This window comes from Rhizobium sp. NZLR1b, assembly GCF_019685155.1.
Lineage (GTDB): Bacteria > Pseudomonadota > Alphaproteobacteria > Rhizobiales > Rhizobiaceae > Rhizobium.
Map to the genome: position 1 here is coordinate 130,503 of NZ_JABDWC010000005.1, position 19,226 is coordinate 149,728.

Consider the following 19,226-nt stretch of genomic DNA (forward strand, 5'->3'; position numbering starts at 1 on the left):
TTGGAATACCCTGCCCGCCTATTCCCAATCCCTCGCATTGCGCAGCCGGATGCCGCTGACATGCAGTCCAGTGCTCCAGAGGCCCTTCAGCGGCCGCAGGCTGTCGACGACCCGCAGGTCCACACCGCGCGGAGCAAACTCCCGATCTAGCCGTGACATGGCGGTCCTCTCCATGGGAATGACGCGCCGGCGGCACACCCACATGCCCGCATCATCGAGATTCTCGAACCCGTCGGCCGGCATCTCATAGCGATGGATCGTCTCTGTTTCGAGCTTTTCCAGCCAATGGCGCTCGACGAAGCCCGCAGCCCGCCAATCGCCGAGCCAGCGCCGCCGCTCCGTCTCCGGTGTCTCGGGTTTCGCCCATATCAGGATCCGCGGGCAATCACGTGGAAAGAGATACATGAAGTCATGATCGCCATCGATCGCCCAGACGAGCGGACCGTTCAACCATTCCCGGCCGGCCGGGCGAATGGAGGGGATGCGGACCGGGCGCGGTTCGAAGACGGCGATATCGGGATCATCGCTGAAATGGAAAAGACGCATGGCAAGGGATCACCGATGATCGAGTAATTCGCAGCATCAATCGGAACGCATGCCATCGCGGCCGGTTCTGGCGATCAGCCGTTGCCCGCCAGCAGGCGCTTCGCCGCCGCTCTCGCCTCTTCGGTCACCGAAGCCCCAGCTAGCATGCGGGCGATCTCCTCGGTGCGGTCCTTCTGCGCCATCGTCGCCACCCGTGTGGCGATCTTTTCGGATCCCTCGGCGGCTGGCCCCTTGGAGATCAACAGATGCGTCGCCGCTCGCGCCGCGACCTGCGGCGCATGCGTCACCGATAGCACCTGCACACGCTCCGACAGCCGCTTCAGCCGCTGGCCGATCGCATCGGCCACCGCCCCGCCGACGCCGGTATCGATTTCGTCGAAGACGAGCGTCGGGGCCGATCCGCGATCGGCGAGCGCCACCTTCAGGGCCAGCAGGAAACGCGACAGCTCGCCGCCGGAGGCGACCTTCATGATCGAGCCCGGCCGCGTGCCTGGATTGGTCTGGACATGGAACTCGACGACGTCAATGCCCTCGGCGAGCGCCTCCTGCGCATCCGTGGTGATCTCGACCATGAAACGGGCGCGTTCAAGCTTCAGCGCCGGCAGTTCCGTCATCACAGCCGCAGCCAGTGCGGTGCCGGCGTGATGGCGTTTGTCGGAGAGCGCGCGCGCCGCCGCATCGTAATTTTCCCGTGCCAGGCCAACCTCGGCTTCGAGCCGGGCAAGCCGCTCCTCGCCCGCGTCGAGATCGGCGAGATCGGCGATCATGCGGACGGCAAGCGCCGGCAGCTCAGTGACCGGCACGGAGTATTTGCGCGAGGCGGCCCTGAGCGCGAAAAGCCGCTCCTCGACCCGCTCCAGTTCCCTCGGATCGTATTCGGTCTTGCGCAGCGCTGCTTCGACTTCCATCTGCGCGTTGGAAAGCTGGTCGAGCGCGGCATCAAGCAGCGTCACGGTGTCTTCGAGCAGGCCCGGCGCCTCATGGCTCTTGCGCTCCAGCCGGCGCACCAGCGAGGCGATATGGGGCACTGGCGAGGCATTGCCGTTCAGGAACTCGGACGCCTCGGCAATATCGCCGGCGATTCGCTCGGCCTTCATCATCTTCTGCCGGCGATCGGCGAGTTCGTCCTCCTCGCCATCCTGCGGCGAGAGCTTCTCGAGTTCCTCGACGGAGGAACGCAGATAGTCGGCTTCGCGCGCCGCACCTTCCACCTTCTCGCGGTGCTTCTTCAGCGCCCGCTCGCTGTCGCGCCACAGACGATACAGCCGGGATACCTCGGAAACCTCATCGGTAAGACCGCCGAAGGCATCGAGCAGAGTGCGGTGGGCATTGGTGTCGACAAGGGCGCGATCGTCGTGCTGTCCGTGGATTTCGACCAGCATCTGGCCGGCCTGGCGCATCAGCTGCACGCTGACCGGCTGGTCGTTGACATAGGCCTTTGTGCGTCCGTCCGCCGATTGCTGGCGGCGGAAGATCAGGTCGCCCTCGTCGTCAATGCCGTTTTCACGCAGAAGGGTGCGGGCGCCGTGGTCCATGCCGACGTCGAACACCGCCGTCACCTGGCCCTTATCCTCGCCATGGCGCACCAAGCCGCCGTCGCCGCGCCCACCGAGCGCCAGCGACAGGCTGTCGAGCAGGATGGATTTGCCCGCCCCGGTCTCGCCCGTCAGCACGGAGAGGCCGGTCTCGAAGGCAAGATCCAGCCGCTCGATCAGGACGATATCGCGGATCGAAAGCTGGATCAGCATTGGCCTCAGGAACCGAGAAGAAGTTTTTTGCCTGCCGCAGCGATCCACGAGCCCTTGTTCTCACGCGGCTCGGCACCGCCACTCTGCAGCAGCTTGTAGGAATCGGCGTACCACTGGCTGTCGGGATAATTGTGGCCGAGAACGGCAGCCGCCGTCTGCGCCTCGTCGACAATGCCCATGGAATAATAAGCTTCGACGAGGCGCGCTAGGGCCTCTTCGATCTGGTTCGTGTTCGGATATTTCTCGACGACGATGCGGAAGCGCGAGATCGCGGCGAGATATTCCTTCCGCTCCATGTAGTAGCGGCCGATCTGCATTTCCTTGCCGGCAAGCTGATCGCGCGAGAAGCGGATCTTCGCCTGCGCGTCGTCGACATATTCGGAATTCGGATAATTGTCGATGACGGCCTGCATCGCTTCGATCGTCTTTGCCGAGGCGCGCTGGTCCTGCGTCACGTCGACGATCTGCTTGGAATAGGTGAGGCCGATGAGATACTGCACATAGGCCGCATCCGGGGATTTCGGATATTGCGACATGTAGCGGTTGCCTGATGCAAGCGCATCGTCCAGGCGGCCCTGGCGGTATTTGACGAAGGTGCTCATCACAAGCGCCTTGCGCGCCCATTCGGAGAACGGGTTCTCGCGGTCGATTGCGTCGAACTTGCGCGCCGCTTCCGCCATGTTGCCAGCCTTCATGTTGGCAAGGCCCTGGGTGTAGAGCACATCCGGCGGATCGGTTTCGAGGCCGAGCTTGGTGATGTCGATATCGGGATCCGACTGGCAACCGGATATCGAGGCGCCTGCGCTGAGCACCAGAAGCGATGCGAACAAAGCACGCGCTGTCTTCATCATACCTTCAGATCCTGCATAACCCATTCGAAAGAACCCCACTGCCGCCGCTCGCTCCACGGCAGCCACGCCTCTCTGGCGTTTCTAGCCACAAATGTGCATCAAGAGCAACGCAATGATAAGGCATTAACGCATTTTTGTGGCAGCGGCCGGGGAATGACTGGCTTTTCATCTTCTTCCCCGAGCTGTGGCAGTTAAGCACCTGACCCAGCTGGACATAAAAAAACCGCCTCCGGGAAAGAGGCGGCCTGGTCTTGAGAATGTGCTGGAGGTCATGCCGACCAGGGAGCGAATTCCGAAGCACTGACCGCGATCAGTTCGCGGGCAGCGACGCGCTGGCGCGGTGTCGACGTCTCGACCACCTCGTAGGCGGAGGAATCGGCGAGCAGCGCCTTCAGCGCATTGGCATTCATCTTGTGACCGCCGCGATAGGAACGGTAGCAGCCGATGAACTGGACGCCGGCAAGCGACAGATCGCCGACGGCATCGAGCGTCTTGTGGCGGACGAATTCGTCCTTGGCGTAGCGCAGCCCTTCGACGTTGATGACGGTATTGTCGTCCGAGATGACGACGGAATTTTCGAGCGAGGAGCCGAGCGCGTGGCCCGAGGCCCAGAGACGCTCGACATCGCGCATGAAGCCGAAGGTGCGGGCGCGGGAAAGCTCGACCTTGAAGACGGCGGCGGTCATGTCGCCGGCCCACTTCTGCCGGCCGATCAGCGGGCAGTCGAAATCGATCTCGACTTCGAAGCGCGTACCGTCATAGGGGCGGAATTCGCTCCAGGAGCCGCCATGCTCGATTCGCACCGGCTTGGTGATACGGATGTAGCGGCGCTTGACGCGGAGCGAGACCAGACCGACCTGCTCGATCGCCTCGACGAAAGGCAGCGAGCTGCCGTCCATGATCGGCATTTCGGAGCCCTGCACCTCGATCACCACATTGTCGAGGCCGAGCGCATAGATCGCCGCCATGACATGTTCGATCGTCGCGACAGAATGGGCGGGCGAGAAGCCGAGCACGGTGCAGAGGTCGGTATTGCCGACCTGCGAGGAGACAGCCTTGAGTTCGGTGATGTCGCCATTGTCATGCAGGCGCTGGAAAACGACGCCGGTGTCCGATTCGGCCGGGTTCAGCGTGATCGAGACATTAGCGCCCGAATGCACCCCGATGCCCGAAAGCGACACGGGACGCGATACCGTCGTTTGAAAACCCAGCAAGCCAATTGCCATAAAATCTGCCTTTATTCTTCCGCACCGGCGGTCTGTCCGATCGGCGCGGTCACCGTTCTTTCTGCACAAGGAGCCACACGAAAAGTCTCCTAGGGCAGATTCGTTGCACCATACTTACGTGCCACGGCGCTCCAATCCAAATCACTGTTTCTTTCGCTTTGTTACGAAGTCAGGCAATTGAAATCGCTTGCGAATCGTGGGCTGAAAAACAGCAATGCCCGGGACCTTGATCCCGGGCATAAATGGTGCCGAAGCACGCCTTCAGTTCGACTGGCGACGCAGGAATGCCGGGATTTCCAGCTGGTCGTCTTCCTGCATCATCCGGGCCTGCGGAACCGTCCGGCCCTGGTCGTCGAGGTTGCCGCGACGCGGTGCGTAGAGGCTGGCCTCCGGCGACAGCGGACGGCGCTGCTGCGAAGCGGCTGCCGGTGCGGCAGTCATGTCGGCAGCAACGGCGTCGTCGTCGCGGCGGCCAAGCGAATTGGTGATTCGCTTCAGCAGCCCCATCGGACCGCGTTCTTCCGCCGCATGTGCGGAAGCCGGCTGCGTGCGGTGGTCAAGTTCGGCCTGGACGACCGGCGGGAAATCCTCGACCTTCGGCATGCGCATCGGTTCGGGCGCTTGGCGGATGATCGGCTCCTGCCGAACTGGCTGCTGCTGGACGGGCTGGCTCATCACCGGCTGGCTCATGACTGGCGCCGGAGCTTGCTGCTGCGCCGGTGCCGGACGCATTGCCGGAGCTTCCGGCGCAGGCGCGAAGATCTTGCTCTGCGGACGGAAGGTTTCCTGCTGTGTCACCGGCTGTTGCAGCGGTGCGGCGGCGCGCGGGGCCGGAATTTCGAGCTCGCGTTCCATCTCCGCTGCGCGGATGGTCTGCGCGATCGGATCCATGGCCTTCGGTGCCTGCATCACGGCGGCAGGCTGAACTGCGGCCGCTGCCGGAGCAACAGCCGCCGAGGGACGGATAGCCGGCCTTGCGGCTGGCTGGAGGTTGCGCTCGGCAGCCTCGTTCATCGCCCGATCGATGCCGGTCGCGACGACCGAGACGCGGATGATGCCTTCAAGCGATTCGTCGAAGGTGGCGCCGAGGATGATGTTGGCGTCGGGATCGACTTCCTCGCGGATGCGGGTCGCGGCTTCGTCGACTTCGAAGAGGGTGAGGTCGCGACCGCCGGTGATGGAGATCAGCAGGCCCTGGGCACCCTTCATCGAGGTCTCGTCGAGCAGCGGGTTGGCGATTGCAGCCTCTGCGGCCTGCAGCGCGCGGCCGGAGCCGGAGGCTTCGCCGGTACCCATCATCGCGCGGCCCATTTCGCGCATCACCGAGCGGACGTCGGCGAAGTCGAGGTTGATGAGACCTTCCTTCACCATCAGGTCGGTGATGCAGGCAACGCCAGAATAGAGAACCTGGTCGGCCATCGCGAAGGCATCGGCGAAGGTCGTCTTATCATTGGCAATACGGAAGAGGTTCTGGTTCGGAATGACGATCAGCGTATCGACAGACTTCTGCAGTTCCTGGATGCCCATCTCGGCCAGACGCATGCGGCGCCCGCCTTCGAAGTGGAACGGCTTGGTGACGACGCCGACCGTCAGGATGCCCTTGTTGCGGGCGGCCTGCGCGACGACGGGAGCTGCACCCGTGCCGGTGCCGCCGCCCATGCCGGCGGTGACGAAGCACATATGCGTGCCGTTCAGGTGATCGACGATCTCATCGATGCACTCTTCGGCCGCCGCGCGGCCGACTTCCGGCTGCGAACCTGCACCGAGACCTTCGGTGACATTGACGCCGAGCTGGATGATGCGCTCGGCCTTGGTCATCGTCAGCGCCTGCGCGTCCGTGTTGGCAACGACGAAGTCGACGCCCTGGAGGCCGGCGGTGATCATGTTGTTGACGGCATTGCCGCCACCGCCACCAACGCCGAATACGGTGATGCGCGGCTTCAGCTCTGTGATGTCAGGCTTTTGCAGCTTGATGGTCATTGTACCTGTTCCTTCTCTCTCTGGCCGCATCGCCACGCCGGCCAATTACTCAATTTTCAGAAGCTTTCCTTCAGCCACTGGCCCATCCGGGCTATGCGGCTGTTATTTCCTCCAAGCGACAGGAGCAGACCGCTCTGTGACGCATGTGTCTCCATGTCCGCGACCTGCGGATAGATCATCAGGCCGACGGCCGTCGAAAAGGCCGGCCCCTTGGCCGCCGTCGGCAATCCCGAGACGCCCATCGGACGGCCGATGCGGACGTTGCGGGCAAGGATACGCCGCGCCACGTCGGCAAGGCCGGTCAACTGGCTGGCCCCACCGGTCAAGACGACGCGCTTGCCGACGATCGGGCTGAAGCCGGAGCGCTGGATGCGGTCGCGGATCAGTTCCATTGTCTCTTCGATTCGGGCCGAAACGATGCGCGAAACCAGCGCCCTCGGCACCTGCGACGGCTGGTCGCGATCGTCCTCGCCGATCGGCGGGATCGAGATCAGCTCGCGCTCGTCAGAAGAATTCGAAAGGGCCGTGGCATGCACGACCTTCAGCCGCTCCGCATCCTCGATGCGGGTCGAAAGGCCGCGCGCAAGGTCGGTGGTGACGTGATGGCCGCCGAGGCCGACGGCATCCGTATGAACGAGCTTGCCTTCGGCAAAGACCGAGATCGTCGTCGTGCCGCCGCCCATATCGATTGCCGCACAGCCGAGCTCGACCTCGTCGTCGACGAGCGCCGCAAGGCCCGATGCATAGGGCGTTGCAACGATGCCCTCAACCGATAGATGCGCGCGATTGACGCTGAGTTCAAGGTTCTTCAGCGCCGAGCGCTCCGCCGTCACGACATGCATGTCGACGCCGAGCGCATCGCCATACATTGCCAGCGGATCGCGGATGCCGCGCTCGCCATCGAGCGAAAACCCGGTCGCCAGCGAATGCAGCACCGAACGGTCCTGGCGCAACGACTGCTGGCAGGCTGCCGACAGCACCTTCTTCAGATCGTTGAGTTCAACTTCCTGGCCGCCGAGATCGATCGTCGCGGTGTAGATATCGCTGCCGAGACGGCCAGCCGTCAGATTGACGATCAGGCTCTCGACGGTCAGCCCCGCCATGCGTTCAGCCGCGTCGACGGCGAGACGAATGACGCCTTCCAACGCGTCGAGATCGGCAATCACGCCGGTCTTGATGCCGCGGGAACGCTGGTGACCGATGCCGATGATTTCGATATTGTGCGTCCGGCCCGGCAGGATCTGGCTTTCCTCGCGGGGCGTCAGCCGGCCGATCATGCAGACCACCTTGGTCGAGCCGATGTCGAGCACCGAAACGACATGCGACCGCTTCGACGAAAGCGGCTTCAGGCGCGGCAATCCGAAATGGGATGAACCGAACAAGCTCATATATTCTGCCCCGCCTTCTTCAGTTCTTTCGTACGTTCCGTCACCGCCGTCTGCCGGCGAACCGCCGCCTCCGGCGTCAGCTGGATCGCGGTTCTGTCGGACAGCCTGAGATCGACCGCAGCAATATCCCGCTCCAGGAGCTGGTGCTCCTTGTCGAACTTCGAAAGCGTCGCCAGCGCCTGATCGATACCGACTTCCGGCAGCTTGACGACGACGCCATTATCCATGTGCAGATCCCAGCGACGGCCCGATATCCAGACATAGGCCTTCACGCGAGCCTTCACGTCGGGCCACTTCGAGAAGGCGTCGTCGAGCGAAGCCGCAGCCGTTTCCGCATCGCGGCCGACGACGAGCGGCAGCGACGAAAATTTGTTGTCGCGCAGCGGCGCAATGACGCTGCCGTTCTTCTCGATCAGGGAAAGCTCCTGTCCGTGCTGCCAGATCGCATAGGCCTGACGCTCCTTGAGCTTGACCTCGATCGTCTTCGGATAGACCTTGCGAACCTCGACACTTTCGACCCAGGGAAGCTGCACGATCTTGCGGCGGGCAGCATCGACGTCGAGGGCGACCAGCGAGGTCGTGCCATCGAGACCGATCAGCTGCAGAATCTCGATTTCGGAAGTCTCCGAGTTGCCGGAGACCTTCACATCCTCGATCGCAAAACCCGCCGCCGTCGTCGTCGCCTGCGCGACAGCTTCGGTGTGGCCGCCGAGCGACATGCCGTAAAGCCCGGTCGCAGCCAGGAGAGCGAGTGCAGAAACCGTGCCCGTATGGGCCGGAATGTAGATGCGGCCGCTGCCGAGACTGACCAGGAAGCGGGTAACGCGGCGCAGCGGACGCGGCAGGACGAACCGCTCTTCGGCTTCCATGATCGGAAGCACGGCATGATGGCTCGGACGCCCAATCCTCTTGACTGTCAACGCAAACACGACGCGTCCTCCACCATCCACCGGAGAAACCGACCAAAGGAATAGCCGGCATGACCGGCCATTTCGGGCACGAGCGAGGTTGGAGTCATACCAGGCTGGGTATTGACCTCCAGCCAGATGATTTCGCCGTCTTCGGACAAACGATCGTCGTAACGAAAGTCGGACCGACTGACGCCGCGACAACCGATTGCCTGATGCGCCCTTAAGGCCAATGTTTGTATTTTTTGGTAAATATTCGGTGAAATTTTCGCGGGGATGACGTGTTTTGAACCGCCCGCCGCATACTTGGAATCGTAATCATAGAAATTGTGTCCCTGCGGCACCACTTCCGTGACACCGAGCACCGTCTCGCCCATGACACCACAGGTGAGCTCACGGCCATGGACATAGCGCTCGACAAGCACCTCCTCGCCGTAGCGCCACTCGGGCGAGCTGACGATCTGCGGCGGATGCGCCTGATCTTCCGTGACGATGACGACGCCGAAGCTCGATCCCTCTCGGACGGGCTTCACCACATAGGGCGGCTTCATCGGATGCGTCGAGGGAAAGGCGAAACGGTTGACCACATGTGATTCGGCGACCGGAATGCCGGCGGCGGCAGCAACAAGCTTCGCCTTGTCCTTGTCCATCGCCAGCGCCGAGGCAAGCACGCCCGAATGCGTATAGGGGATCTCGAGATATTCCAGGATGCCCTGGATGGTACCATCCTCGCCGAACGGCCCATGCAGCGCGTTGAAGACCACATCGGGCTTCAACGCGGCGAGCTTCTCGGAAACGTCGCGGGCGACGTCGATGCGCGTCACGTCGAAGCCTTCTGCTTCGAGGGCCTCTGCGCAAGCCTTTCCCGAGGAAAGGCTGACAGGCCTTTCCGAGGAAAATCCGCCCATCAGGACAGCAACGTGCTTGCGACTCATCAACACCCCCAAAAATAACTTCCGTTTTCGAAATCGACGCTTGCGCCAAGCTGTCCGCGCCGTTTCAGGCCTTTGTCCGATCTGGATGCATTAGAGCATCATTATGGTTAATGAAGTGTTTACTTTCGTTAACTCCGCCTTCCCAAGCGCGGCATTTGTCCGTGGTGCGCGCTTCATTTCTCCACCCCCCACGCCTCGGGAATGTTGGAGCGAACATGCCCACCGATCCGCGAGAACAGAAAAGCCCGCGCGGAAAAACCACGCGGGCTCAATGAGATAACTCTGGATCCTATAGTCAGTCGGCGTCGTCGAGGAACTTCCACACTAGCCCGCCGAGCGCCCCGCCCGCGAGCGGTGCAATCCAGAACAGCCAGAGCTGCTGCAGTGCCCAACCGCCGACGAAAAGCGCCTGGCCGGTGGAACGCGCCGGGTTGACCGAGGTGTTTGTCACGGGAATAGAAACGAGATGGATCAGCGTCAGTCCGAGGCCGATCGCAAGCGGCGCGAAGCCCGCCGGCACCCGGCTGCTGGTCGACCCCAGGATGATGATGAGGAAGAACATGGTCAGCAGCACTTCGATCAGCAGCGCCGAAAGCAGCGAATAACCGCCCGGGGAATGATCGCCATATCCGTTGGCGGCAAAGCCGCCGAGTTCGAAACCCGCCTTGCCGCTGGCGATGAGATAGAGAAGCGCGGCCGCGGCGATGGCGCCGAGCACCTGGACGACGATATAGGGAACGAGACGCGCCGCGGGAAACCGTCCGGCAACGGTCAGGCCGAGCGAGACGGCGGGGTTGAAATGGCCACCCGAAATGCCGCCCGCGGCATAGGCCATGGTGAGCACGGTCAGGCCGAACGCAAAGGCCACGCCGACAAAACCGATACCCAGCTCGGGATAGGCCGCCGCAAGGACGGCGCTGCCGCATCCACCGAAGACAAGCCAGAATGTGCCGAGAAACTCGGCAACAAGACTCTTTTGCATGCGCCCCTCCTAAGCCTCAACCACAGAGTTTATAGTGAATCTGCCACAATTCGATTCCAGTCAAGCCGGCGGCAAATGCTGCGGCAAGCTCCACGCAAGAAACCGCGGGTTCGAGATACGATATGTGCGACGCGAGAAGACGTTTTCTCAGAGCTGAAATTGCGTTAAGACCCGCCGATCTCCCAAGCCGTTTCATTGAAATACTGATTGGAAAGAAAATGACAGACGCGATCTCCGCATCGCCGACCCCTGCCTCGAGCGCGCAAGTCAATTCCCCGGCACGCGTTCTCATCGCCAGCCTCGTCGGCACCACGATCGAATTCTTCGACTTCTACGTCTACGCGACGGCAGCCGTCCTCGTCTTCCCGCATCTCTTCTTCCCGGCAAGCGATTCGAACGCCGCAACGCTGCAGTCGCTCGTCACCTTCTCGATCGCCTTTTTCGCCCGCCCCATCGGCGCTGTAATTTTCGGCCATTTCGGCGACCGCATCGGCCGCAAGGCGACACTGGTTGCTGCGCTGATGACGATGGGGCTTTCGACCGTTCTGATCGGCCTGCTGCCGGGCTATGATTCGATCGGCATCGCGGCACCCTTGCTGCTGGCGCTTTGCCGCTTCGGTCAGGGCCTCGGCCTCGGCGGCGAATGGGGCGGCGCCGTCCTGCTCGCCACCGAAAACGCTCCTCCCGGCAAGCGCAGCTGGTACGCCATGTTCCCGCAGCTCGGCGCCCCGATCGGCTTTATCCTTTCCTCCGGCTTCTTCCTCATCCTGGCGGAAACGATGAGCAACGAGGACTTCCTCGACTATGGCTGGCGCATCCCCTTTATCGCCAGCCTCGCCCTGGTCGCCGTCGGCCTCTATGTCCGCCTGAAGATCGCCGAAACGCCGGAATTCCGCAAAGCCGTCGAAAAGCACGAACGCGTCGCCGTGCCGATCGCGGTCGTCTTCCGCGGTCATCTGCGCAGTCTGATCCTCGGCACCTTCATCGCGGTCGCCACCTTCGTGCTGTTCTACCTGATGACGGTGTTCACGCTCTCCTGGGGCACGACACCTTTGGAAAAGGGCGGGCTCGGTTATTCCCGCGAGCAGTTCCTGGTCGTCCAGCTTGTCGGCGTCGTCTTTTTCGGCCTGACCATCCCGCTTTCCGGCTGGCTCTCCGACCGCTATTCGCGCCGCCTCATCCTGACGCTGACGACGATTGCCATTGCGATCTTCGGCTTCTTCTATGCGACGCTGTTGACCAGCGGCCTGACCGGCGCCTTCCTTTGCTCGATCATCGGCCTTGCTTTGATGGGCTTCACCTACGGTCCGATCGGCGCGGCCCTTGCCGCCCCCTTCCCGACCATGATCCGCTATACCGGCGCCTCGATGACCTTCAACCTCGGCGGCATTTTTGGCGCCTCGCTCGCCCCTTTTATCGCCACCCGGCTCGCCACCCACTACAGCCTGGACTATGTCGGCTACTACCTCGCCGCCTCGGCTGTGATCTCGCTGGTCTGCATCCGGCTGTCGGGCCGCGAAGAGGTCTGAGCCTCGGACAGCAAATGAACCGGAAGCCGCGACGGCCACTGTCGCGGCTTTTTTATTGATGCGGTCGACACTTCCGGCTAACCGGAGCACTCAAGGTAAACGGGGAACAGATCATGCGATGCCTCATTACCGGCGCAGCCGGCTTTGTCGGTGGGCCTCTCGTCGAAAGACTGCACAGAGAGCGGCTATGCGAGCTTCAGGTAACCACGCGATCTTCAGCCGCCAGCTTTCCGGAAGGTGTGCGGCATTTCCCCATCGAGATATCCAGCGAAACTGACTGGACGGCAGCTCTTCACGGTGTTGACGTCGTCGTCCATCTCGCCGCCCGCGTGCATATCATGAATGACCGCGCAGCCGATCCACTGACGGAATTCCGCCGGATCAACACCGCCGCCACTCTGAATCTCGCCGAACAGGCTGCACGCGCCAGGATAAAAAGGCTCGTTTTCATCAGCAGCATCAAAGTCAATGGTGAAGAGAACGATCGGCCCTTCCGCCACGACGACACGCCAATGCCGCTTGATCCCTATGGTGTTTCGAAGCTGGAAAGCGAAATCGGGCTGCATGAAATCTCCGCCCGAACCGGCATCGAAGTCGTCGTCATTCGACCGCCGCTCGTCTATGGGCCGGGCGCCAGGGGCAACTTCGCGCTGCTCGTCGGACTTGTCAGGAAGAAGATACCGCTCCCCTTCGCGTCACTGAAAAACCACCGGACGCTGGTTGCGCTTCCGAACCTCGTCGATCTGATTATCACGGGCATGACGCATCAGGGCGCTGCCGGCCAGACGTTTCTCGCAGGCGACGGAGAAGATCTCTCAACGCCCGGGCTCATCGAGGGAATTGCCGCAGGGTTGGGTGTCAAACCAATGCTGCTTCCCTTCCCCCCCGCTCTGTTGCAGCTGGGCGCGCGATTGACCGGAAAAGACGCCGTCTACCAGCGTCTTTGCGGTTCGCTGCAGGTCGACATATCCCACGCCCGCGACGTGCTCGGCTGGTCACCCATCGTCACGCCACGCGAAGGTCTGAAGATCGCTGTGAAGTAAGAATTATTCGCTGGTGACGCCATGGAACGGGCGCACTTCGCGGCCGGGCATGAAGACACCGAGGCGCTTGATTTCCCATTCGAGCTTGATGCCCTCTTTCTCGAAGACTTCGCGGCGCACTTGTTCGCCGAGATATTCGAGATCGTAGCCAGTCGCCTGCCCCATGTTGATCATGAAGTTGCAGTGAAGCGACGACATCTGGGCTCCGCCGATGACGAGGCCGCGGCAGCCGGCCTCGTCGACCAATTTCCAGGCCGAATGGCCCTTCGGGTTCTTGAAGGTCGAGCCGCCAGTCTTTTCGCGCACCGGCTGCACCGTCTCGCGGTGATTGCGTACGGCGTCCATCTCGGCGCGGATCTGCGCGCGCTCTTCCGGATAGCCTTCGAATAGCACCGAGGTGAAGATCAGCTCGGCGGGTGCTGCGGAATACCGGTAGGAATAGCCCATTTCGGCATTGGAAAGCACATGCTTATTGCCGTTGCGGTCGACGGCGTTGACCTCGATCAGCCGCTCGCGTGTCTCCACGCCGTTTGCCCCGGCATTCATACGCGCCGCGCCGCCGATGCTGCCTGGAATACCGTAGAAGAAATGAAAGCCGCCAATGCCGTTATCCATCGCCATCGCGGCCACATGTTTATCGGGGCAGATGGTGCCGGCAAGAATGCGGTTTTCGCCGGCAAGCGCGACAAAGCCGAACCCCTTGGCGGACAGGCGCAGCACGACGCCGGGAATGCCGCCGTCACGCACCAGGATGTTGGAGCCGACGCCGATCACCGTCAGCGGCACCTCTTCCGGCAGTATCTTCAGGAAGGCGACGAGATCGTCGATGTCATGCGGCTGGAACATCAGCTCGGCGAGGCCGCCTGCCCTGAACCAGGTGACGCGGTCCATGGGGGCATCCGGCGTGATGCGCCCGCGGATATCCTTTACACCGTCTCCGAGAGACGCGAGAAGCTTTTCCCCATTCACCTGTTTCATACGGACTTTCCCGATAGGCCTTCCAGTTGCGTGGGCAGCGCCGCCGCCCAGGATGTGATGCTGCCAGCCCCCAACAGAACCACGAAATCGCCAGGCTTTGCAACCTCCGCAACCATCTGCGGCAGAAGCTCCGCCGAGGTGAGAAAGCGGGCGTCGCGATGGCCGCCGGATTTTATCCGCGAGACCAGCGACACGGAATCGATACCCGCGATCGGATCTTCGCCCGCCGCATAGACCGGCGCGAGGAAAATGCTGTCGGCGTCGTTGAAGCAGGCGGCGAATTCCTCGAATAGGCTCGCAAGGCGGCTATAGCGGTGCGGCTGGTGGACCGCGATCACCCGCCCCTTGCAGGATTCGCGGGCAGCGCGCAGCACCGCCTTGATCTCGACGGGATGGTGGCCGTAGTCGTCGAAGACCTGCACCCCGTTCCATTCGCCGGTCAGCGTGAAACGGCGCTTGACGCCGCCGAAGGAGGCAAGCCCCTTGGCGATATCGGCGCTCGATATGCCGAGCCGGTTGGCAACAGCGATCGCCGCCGTCGCGTTGGAAATATTATGCCGCCCGGGCATCGGCATGACCAGCCCCTTGAGCTCGATTACCTGGCCGGTGCGGCGGCGGCGGATTTCGACGTCGAAGATCGAGCGCGTGCCGTCGATGCGCACATTCGTGAAGCGCACGTCGGCCTGCGGGTTCTCGCCATAGGTGATGATCTTGCGATCCTCGATGCGGCCGACCAGCGACTGCACCTCGGGATGGTCGAGGCACATGACGCCGAAGCCGTAGAACGGCACGTTCTCGACAAACTGCCGGAAGGCGGCGCGCACGGCATCGAAATTGCCGTAGTGGTCGAGATGTTCCGGATCGATATTGGTGATGACGGCGACATCGGCGGGAAGCTTCAGGAAGGTGCCGTCCGATTCGTCGGCCTCGACCACCATCCACTCGCCCTCGCCCATGCGGGCATTGGTGCCGTAGGCGTTGATGATGCCGCCGTTGATCACGGTCGGGTCGAGCCCGCCGGCTTCGAGCAGCGTCGCGACCAGCGAAGTGGTCGTCGTCTTGCCATGCGTGCCGCCGATGGCAATCGCATTGCGGAAGCGCATCAACTCGGCAAGCATTTCGGCGCGGCGCACCACCGGCAGCAGCTTTTCGCGCGCGGCGATGAGTTCCGGATTGCTCTTCTTGATCGCCGTCGAAACGACGACGACTTCGGCCTCGCCCAGGTTTTCGGCCCGGTGGCCGACGAACACCTCGATGCCCTTGTCGCGCAGTCGCTGGACATTGGCGCTGTCGGCCTGGTCAGATCCCTGCACCTTGTGGCCGAGATTGTGCAGCACCTCGGCAATGCCGCTCATGCCGATGCCGCCGATGCCGATGAAATGAACGAGACCGATCGCCTTCGGCAGTTTCATGCGCGTGTCCTCTTGAATTCCGCAATTGTCCGTCCGGCGGCAATAGCCTCAACCATGTCGGCAAGCAAGTTCGCGGCATCGGGTTTCCCGGCCAGCTTCGCCGCCGCTGCCATGTGCGAAAGCTTTTCCGGATCGTTCATCACAGCCGTCAGGATCGCCGCGATCTTCTCCGGCGAAAGCTCCGACTGAGCAATTACCTTGGCCCCGCCGGTCGCAGCCAATGCTGCCGCGTTCGCCGCCTGGTCGTGATCGAGAGCGTGCGGGTAAGGCACCAGCACGGCCGGCCGGCCGATGACGGAGATTTCCGAAACCGTCGAAGCGCCCGAACGGCAGATGACGAGATGCGCCCTTGCCAGCCGCTCGGCCATGTCGGTGAAGAAGGGGGCGATATCGGCGCCCATCTCCAGCTTGGCGACGCAGCCGCCGACCATTTCCATATCCTCAGGGCGCACCTGCTGGGTGATGCGCAGGCGCACGCGAAGCGTGTCGTCGAGCAGGCTGATCGCCGTCGGCAGCGCCTTGGAGAAATATTGGGCGCCCTGGCTGCCGCCGAAAACGACGAGGTTGAAGGCTTCGCCGGGATACGAGGGCGTGTAAGGCAACTCGGCGGCTGCGATGATCGCCGGGCGGACCGGATTGCCGGTCGTCACCGTCTTGTCCGGGAAGGCGCCGCCGCCCTCCGGCAGGAAACCGCCGGCGATACCCTGCACGCGGGTCGCTAAGGCCTTGTTGGCCCGGCCCATCACGGCGTTCTGCTCGTGGATCATCGACGGCACACCGAGCCGGGTGGCGGCGAGCAGCGGCGGCACTGTCGGATAACCGCCGAAACCGACGACGATAACCGGCTTCAGCCGCTGGATCAGCTTCTTTGCCGCCCGCATACCGCTCCAGAGCGTCCACAGTGAGCGGGCGACGACGATCGGGTTCTTCGAGCCGATCGTCGCCGACGGCACGACATGGATCTCCTCGGCCGGAAACTTGCCGGCATAACGCTCGGCCCGGCTGTCGGTGACGAGATGCACCGCGTAGCCGCGCTCCTTCAGCTTGAAGGCCAGCGCCTCCGCCGGGAACACATGACCACCGGTTCCCCCGGCGGCAAGCAGCACGATGCCTTTGCTCATGGCTTTTACTCCGCCGGCATGCCGTGCGGGACGCGGAAAAGGCTCCGGTCCTGCGCGCGTTTTTCCGGTCTATGGCGCGTCAGCGCCAGAATGAAGCCGGCGGTGACGCAGATCGCCACCATGGACGAGCCGCCGTAGGAAATCAGCGGCAGCGTCATGCCCTTTGCCGGCAGAAGCTCGAGATTGACGCCGATATTGATGATCGACTGGATGCCCATCTGCAGCACCAGGCCGGCAACGGCGAAACGGTTGAAGTCGTTGCGCTCGCGGTAGGCATGAGAGAGGCCGCGCAGCACCAGCACGGTAAACAGCGCAACCAGCGCTATGCAGAAGACGATGCCGAATTCCTCGGCCGCGACCGAGAAGATGAAATCGGTATGCGCATCCGGGATGATCCGTTTGACGATACCCTCGCCTGGCCCCTGGCCGAACCAGCTGCCGCGGATGATCGCCTCGCGCGCGGTGTCGATCTGGAACGTGTCGCCCTCGCCGGTCATGAACTTGTCTATTCGCAGCGCAACGTGCGGGAAGACGTAATAGGCGCTGAGCAGGCCGCCGGCGCCGCCGATGCCAAGCAGCATGATCCATATCCACGGCATGCCGGCCATGAAGAACATCCCGCCCCAGACGGCCGTCGTCAGAATGGTCTGGCCGAGGTCGGGTTGCGCGACGAGCAGAGCGGCGACGATGGCAAACAGGATGATGGCGAAAAGATTGCCGGGGATCTCCGGCTGGCGCGCATGTTCGGCAAACAACCAGGCGCAAACCACGACGAAGGCCGGCTTCATGAATTCCGACGGCTGGATCGAAAGGCCGGCGATCCAGATCCAGCGCCTGCCGCCCTTGACCTCCTGCCCGACGAACAGCACCAGCACCATCATGGCGATCGAGATGATCAGCAGCAGGATCGCCGTTCGCCGCACCTGGCGTGGCGTCAGGAACGACAGCCCGAGCATGACGGAGATCGAAGGGATCATGAAGGCTGCATGGCGCTTGACGAAGTGGAAAGGCTCGAGCCCGATGCGCTCGGCGACAGCCGGAGATGCCGCGAACGACAGCATGAAACCGATGCCCATCAGGAAGATGAACATCGCCAGGAAGAAGCGGTCGATGGTCCAGAACCAATCGGCCAGAGGCCCACGTTCCGCGCGGCTTACCATGTCATTTCTCTCCTGTTGCCGAACCGATCAGCATCGCAATTCCGTCAAGCGCTGCGACGTGGCCGACGAAGGCATCGCCCCTGACTTCGAAATTCTTATACTGATCGAAGCTTGCGCAAGCCGGGGATAACATCACGGCCGAAGCGCTGCTCTCGTCGCGCTCGGCATCGGCTGCCGCATGCGCAACCGCACGCTCCAGCGTGCCGGAGATCTCGTAGGGCGCAGCCTCGCCGAGCGTCGCAGCGAATTCCGCCGCCGCCTCGCCGATCAGATAGGCCTTGGCGATGCGCGGGAAATAGGGAGCGAGTGTTGTAATGCCGCCAGCCTTCGGCAGGCCGCCGGCGATCCAGTAGATGCGATCATAGCTCGAAAGGGCCGGCGCTGCAGCATCCGCATTGGTTGCTTTGGAATCATTGACGAAAACGACGCGGCCGCGCTGCCCTACAGGCTGCATGCGATGCTTGAGGCCGGGAAACGAGGCAAGGCCGGTGCGAATGTCGTCAGCGGAAATTCCGACGGCAAGGCAGGCGGCCACAGCTGCGGCGGCGTTCTGCGCATTATGGGTGCCGCGCAGCGTCTGGATACCGTCGAGATCGGCGAAGGGCAGCATGGCGCCGCCGGCGGCCTGAATGAGCCTGCTTGCCTCGGCATAAATGCCTGATGCCACTACGCTGCGGCGCGAAATGCGGACTACCTTGACATCCGCCCGCTCGACGCGGTCGGCAATCAGCGCCGAATGGCTGTCGTCGACGCCGACGATCGCGACATCGCTGCCGGCAACCAGCCGTTCCTTGATATCGGCATAATGCTGCATCGTGCCGTGGCGGTCGAGGTGATCAGGCGTCAGGTTGAGCAGGATGCCGGCGGACGGGTTCAGCGTCGGCGCCAGATCAATCTGATAGGAGGAGCATTCGACGACGTAATAGCGCTCGGCCTTCGGCGGATCGAGCGTCAAGACCGCCGTGCCGATATTGCCGCCGAGCTGCGTATCGTAGCCTGATGATTTCAGGATATGGGCGATCAATGCTGTCGTCGTCGACTTGCCGTTGGTGCCTGTGATGGCAATGAACGGGCAATCAGGCGCATGGGCGCGGCGCTCGCGCACGAAGAGCTCGACGTCGCCGACGATATCGACGCCGGCGGCGCGCGCAAGATCGACGGTCCAGTGCGGCTTTGGATGGGTGAGCGGCACGCCGGGCGACAGTACGAACAGAGCCTGCTGGCTCCAGTCGATAGTGTGCAGGTCCTCCGTCCGGATGCCTTCGGCTGCAGCCTTGGCGACGCTGTCGGGATTGTCGTCCCAGGCGGTTACCTCGGCGCCGCCTGAGACCAGCGCCCGCGCAGTGGCAAAGCCGGAGCCGCCGAGCCCGAAGAGCGCGACCTTCCTGTCCTTGAGCGTCGTGACCGGGATCATCGTCG

At 62.8% G+C, this 19,226-nt stretch carries 16 protein-coding genes; 2 read left to right on the forward strand and 14 right to left on the reverse strand.

Going from position 1 to position 19,226, the window contains the following annotated elements; all coding sequences use genetic code 11:
* Positions 1-18 precede the first annotated feature (18 nt).
* The 9 genes from HJB84_RS09360 to aqpZ all read right to left on the reverse strand — a co-directional run bounded on the left by HJB84_RS09360 (position 19) and on the right by aqpZ (position 10,564).
* On the reverse strand, positions 19-546 hold the full coding sequence (locus HJB84_RS09360) for a DUF6886 family protein (protein WP_207581117.1): 528 nt from the start codon (positions 544-546) through the stop codon (positions 19-21).
* A gap of 74 nt (positions 547-620) precedes the next feature.
* Entirely contained in the window at positions 621-2,294 is a 1,674-nt protein-coding gene (gene recN, locus HJB84_RS09365) for a DNA repair protein RecN (protein WP_207581118.1), read from the reverse strand.
* Between the two features lie 5 nt (positions 2,295-2,299).
* Positions 2,300-3,169 carry an outer membrane protein assembly factor BamD gene (locus HJB84_RS09370; protein ID WP_207581119.1) on the reverse strand — a complete coding sequence of 290 codons (870 nt, stop codon included), beginning with the start codon at positions 3,167-3,169 and terminating at the stop codon, positions 2,300-2,302.
* 245 nt (positions 3,170-3,414) lie between these two features.
* Positions 3,415-4,371, reverse strand: a complete 957-nt coding sequence (gene lpxC, locus HJB84_RS09375; protein ID WP_221115793.1) for a UDP-3-O-acyl-N-acetylglucosamine deacetylase — start codon at positions 4,369-4,371, stop codon at positions 3,415-3,417.
* A gap of 261 nt (positions 4,372-4,632) precedes the next feature.
* Positions 4,633-6,351: a cell division protein FtsZ gene (ftsZ, locus tag HJB84_RS09380; protein WP_207581121.1), complete on the reverse strand. Its 1,719-nt coding sequence runs from the start codon at positions 6,349-6,351 to the stop codon at positions 4,633-4,635.
* A 56-nt stretch (positions 6,352-6,407) separates the two neighbouring features.
* Positions 6,408-7,739, reverse strand: coding sequence for a cell division protein FtsA (gene ftsA, locus HJB84_RS09385; protein ID WP_007630115.1), 1,332 nt, complete (start codon positions 7,737-7,739; stop codon positions 6,408-6,410).
* A complete protein-coding gene (locus tag HJB84_RS09390; RefSeq protein ID WP_207581122.1) occupies positions 7,736-8,668 on the reverse strand; it encodes a cell division protein FtsQ/DivIB in 933 nt (310 codons plus the stop codon). The genes ftsA and HJB84_RS09390 overlap by 4 nt, the downstream gene beginning before the upstream one ends.
* The gene (locus HJB84_RS09395; protein ID WP_207581123.1) at positions 8,656-9,582 is read right to left on the reverse strand and encodes a D-alanine--D-alanine ligase; all 927 of its coding nucleotides are present in this window, start codon (positions 9,580-9,582) and stop codon (positions 8,656-8,658) included. The genes HJB84_RS09390 and HJB84_RS09395 overlap by 13 nt, the downstream gene beginning before the upstream one ends.
* 295 nt (positions 9,583-9,877) lie before the next feature.
* Positions 9,878-10,564 carry an aquaporin Z gene (aqpZ, locus tag HJB84_RS09400; protein ID WP_207581124.1) on the reverse strand — a complete coding sequence of 229 codons (687 nt, stop codon included), beginning with the start codon at positions 10,562-10,564 and terminating at the stop codon, positions 9,878-9,880.
* A 218-nt stretch (positions 10,565-10,782) separates the two neighbouring features.
* On the opposite strand from aqpZ, the gene HJB84_RS09405 reads away from it, so the two are divergent.
* The gene (locus tag HJB84_RS09405) at positions 10,783-12,093 is read left to right on the forward strand and encodes an MFS transporter (RefSeq protein WP_221115794.1); all 1,311 of its coding nucleotides are present in this window, start codon (positions 10,783-10,785) and stop codon (positions 12,091-12,093) included.
* 113 nt (positions 12,094-12,206) lie between these two features.
* A complete protein-coding gene (locus HJB84_RS09410) occupies positions 12,207-13,136 on the forward strand; it encodes an SDR family oxidoreductase (RefSeq protein ID WP_221115795.1) in 930 nt (309 codons plus the stop codon).
* A 3-nt stretch (positions 13,137-13,139) separates the two neighbouring features.
* Here HJB84_RS09410 and murB read toward each other — a convergent pair whose 3' ends face one another.
* From murB to murD, 5 genes are read right to left on the reverse strand one after another with little or no spacing between them, the layout of a single operon-like run.
* Positions 13,140-14,114, reverse strand: a complete 975-nt coding sequence (murB, locus tag HJB84_RS09415; protein WP_221115796.1) for a UDP-N-acetylmuramate dehydrogenase — start codon at positions 14,112-14,114, stop codon at positions 13,140-13,142.
* Entirely contained in the window at positions 14,111-15,526 is a 1,416-nt protein-coding gene (gene murC / locus HJB84_RS09420) for a UDP-N-acetylmuramate--L-alanine ligase (protein WP_207581128.1), read from the reverse strand. Before murC ends, murB begins: the two co-directional genes overlap by 4 nt.
* Entirely contained in the window at positions 15,523-16,647 is a 1,125-nt protein-coding gene (gene murG / locus HJB84_RS09425; protein WP_221115797.1) for an undecaprenyldiphospho-muramoylpentapeptide beta-N-acetylglucosaminyltransferase, read from the reverse strand. The genes murC and murG overlap by 4 nt, the downstream gene beginning before the upstream one ends.
* 5 nt (positions 16,648-16,652) lie before the next feature.
* Positions 16,653-17,807, reverse strand: a complete 1,155-nt coding sequence (gene ftsW, locus HJB84_RS09430) for a putative lipid II flippase FtsW (RefSeq protein WP_164011711.1) — start codon at positions 17,805-17,807, stop codon at positions 16,653-16,655.
* 1 nt (position 17,808) lies between these two features.
* Positions 17,809-19,221, reverse strand: a complete 1,413-nt coding sequence (gene murD, locus HJB84_RS09435; RefSeq protein ID WP_221115798.1) for a UDP-N-acetylmuramoyl-L-alanine--D-glutamate ligase — start codon at positions 19,219-19,221, stop codon at positions 17,809-17,811.
* Positions 19,222-19,226: the final 5 nt, after the last annotated feature.

Excerpts from the sequence above, each read along its gene's own strand:
- HJB84_RS09360 (WP_207581117.1), bottom strand. The coding sequence starts at position 546 with ATGCGTCTTTTCCATTTCAGCGATGATCCCGATATCGCCGTCTTCGAA.
- recN (WP_207581118.1), bottom strand. The coding sequence starts at position 2,294 with ATGCTGATCCAGCTTTCGATCCGCGATATCGTCCTGATCGAGCGGCTG.
- HJB84_RS09370 (WP_207581119.1), bottom strand. The coding sequence starts at position 3,169 with ATGGGTTATGCAGGATCTGAAGGTATGATGAAGACAGCGCGTGCTTTG.
- lpxC (WP_221115793.1), bottom strand. The coding sequence starts at position 4,371 with ATGGCAATTGGCTTGCTGGGTTTTCAAACGACGGTATCGCGTCCCGTG.
- ftsZ (WP_207581121.1), bottom strand. The coding sequence starts at position 6,351 with ATGACCATCAAGCTGCAAAAGCCTGACATCACAGAGCTGAAGCCGCGC.
- ftsA (WP_007630115.1), bottom strand. The coding sequence starts at position 7,739 with ATGAGCTTGTTCGGTTCATCCCATTTCGGATTGCCGCGCCTGAAGCCG.
- HJB84_RS09395 (WP_207581123.1), bottom strand. The coding sequence starts at position 9,582 with ATGAGTCGCAAGCACGTTGCTGTCCTGATGGGCGGATTTTCCTCGGAA.
- aqpZ (WP_207581124.1), bottom strand. The coding sequence starts at position 10,564 with ATGCAAAAGAGTCTTGTTGCCGAGTTTCTCGGCACATTCTGGCTTGTC.
- HJB84_RS09405 (WP_221115794.1), top strand. The coding sequence starts at position 10,783 with ATGACAGACGCGATCTCCGCATCGCCGACCCCTGCCTCGAGCGCGCAA.
- HJB84_RS09410 (WP_221115795.1), top strand. The coding sequence starts at position 12,207 with ATGCGATGCCTCATTACCGGCGCAGCCGGCTTTGTCGGTGGGCCTCTC.
- murB (WP_221115796.1), bottom strand. The coding sequence starts at position 14,114 with ATGAAACAGGTGAATGGGGAAAAGCTTCTCGCGTCTCTCGGAGACGGT.
- murC (WP_207581128.1), bottom strand. The coding sequence starts at position 15,526 with ATGAAACTGCCGAAGGCGATCGGTCTCGTTCATTTCATCGGCATCGGC.
- murG (WP_221115797.1), bottom strand. The coding sequence starts at position 16,647 with ATGAGCAAAGGCATCGTGCTGCTTGCCGCCGGGGGAACCGGTGGTCAT.
- ftsW (WP_164011711.1), bottom strand. The coding sequence starts at position 17,807 with ATGGTAAGCCGCGCGGAACGTGGGCCTCTGGCCGATTGGTTCTGGACC.
- murD (WP_221115798.1), bottom strand. The coding sequence starts at position 19,221 with ATGATCCCGGTCACGACGCTCAAGGACAGGAAGGTCGCGCTCTTCGGG.